Consider the following 1,283-nt stretch of genomic DNA (forward strand, 5'->3'; position numbering starts at 1 on the left):
GACGGGGCCCCACTTGCACTTTGAGTTGTGGCACCAGACGGTGGGGCAAGGCTGGGTGGTTTTGGACGCTACCGATGACCTGCAGGTCGCCGTTGCCCGGTTGCCGGGTTAGCATGAGGGACAACAGCGGACGTGGCGGAACGGCAGACGCGCTAGACTTAGGATCTAGTGCCGCAAGGCGTAAGGGTTCAAGTCCCTTCGTCCGCATCCCTAACCAGGAAAGATCACCTGCAGAATCTGCTCCGGCACAATCGACTCCATCGCCCCATTGGCCGCCTTGAGGAACCGAAACGGCCCTTCAGCCGGCAGCAGCCGTTCCGGTTCAGTCGGCCCAAACAGCGCCAGCAGCGGCGTCTGCGTCGCCACCCCCAGATGCATGGGAGCGCTATCCACACACAACAGCAGCGTTGCCCCACCAATCAAGGCCGCCAGTTGCCCCAGCTGGGCAGGGCGGCTCACCGCCAGATCCGGCAGTTGCGACAAAAACCCTTTTGCCAACTGCTCATCCTCTGGCCCCAACACCAGCACCAAGGGCAGCTCCGGCCGCTTCTCCCGAAAGCCCCTGACCACCTTCACCCACTTCTCAGGGGGATAGAGCTTCTGAATGCCCTTCTCCTGCGACAGTTGGCTGGCCCCCGGATGCAACAGCACATAGTCTTGGGCGGCGTCCCCCAGCAGGCGCCGGCGCTCTTGCTCCGCCCACTCCAGGTCTGTTTTTTTGAGGCGAATCTGAGGCAAGCCCGCCGGCGCCACAATGCCAAACCCCTGCACCAGGTCGTGGTACATGTTGGCGGCATATTGGGCCGGCTTCAGGGGCACCGGGTCGGTGAGCCAAGGCCGGCCTGGCCCCGGCGGCGCATAGCCCACCCGCTTGGGGATCCCGGTCAGCCAGAGCAGCAGCTTCACCCCCAAGCTTCGGCCCAGGCTCAGCACCGCGTCGTACGGCCGCTCCCGAATCCGCCCCAGCAGGTCGCTGAGGTCTGCCAACGAGAGCTGCTGCTTGAACGGGAAGGTCAGCACCCGATTGACCGAGGGGCAAACCTCATAGGCCGCCGCCGCCCGCGGCTCCACCAGCACCGCCAGCTCCGCCTCTGGATAGCGCTGCCGCAAACTGGCCAAGGTGGGAAAAAACAAAATCTGGTCGCCAATCCCCCCCGGCACCAAAGCCAAAATGCGGGGGGCCAAAGCCGCGTCTCGAAAAGCCATCTCCATAAAGCATCCTGTCGATAGCTGTATCCAGCCTACCGGTTCCCTGGCCCGCGTTTACTCTAGCTCAGATGGGG

The 1,283-nt window shown here is 63.8% G+C and carries 1 protein-coding gene and 1 tRNA gene; one reads left to right on the top strand and one right to left on the bottom strand.

Features of this window, described 5'->3' with window-relative positions:
* Nucleotides 1-126: 126 nt before the first annotated feature.
* Nucleotides 127-207 (top strand) — tRNA-Leu (locus NW858_RS02760).
* A gap of 3 nt (nt 208-210) precedes the next feature.
* Here the strand turns inward: NW858_RS02760 and NW858_RS02765 are convergent.
* Nucleotides 211-1,212 (bottom strand): glycosyltransferase family 9 protein, encoded by a 1,002-nt coding sequence (locus NW858_RS02765; protein ID WP_414519690.1) that lies wholly within the window; start codon nt 1,210-1,212, stop codon nt 211-213.
* Nucleotides 1,213-1,283 lie beyond the last annotated feature (71 nt).

Source organism: Synechococcus sp. H55.10, assembly GCF_047502715.1.
Lineage (GTDB): Bacteria > Cyanobacteriota > Cyanobacteriia > Thermostichales > Thermostichaceae > Thermostichus.

What these genes read in the sequence shown, in the direction of transcription:
- NW858_RS02765 (WP_414519690.1), bottom strand. Translation starts at nt 1,212, where the DNA reads ATGGAGATGGCTTTTCGAGACGCGGCTTTGGCCCCCCGCATTTTGGCT.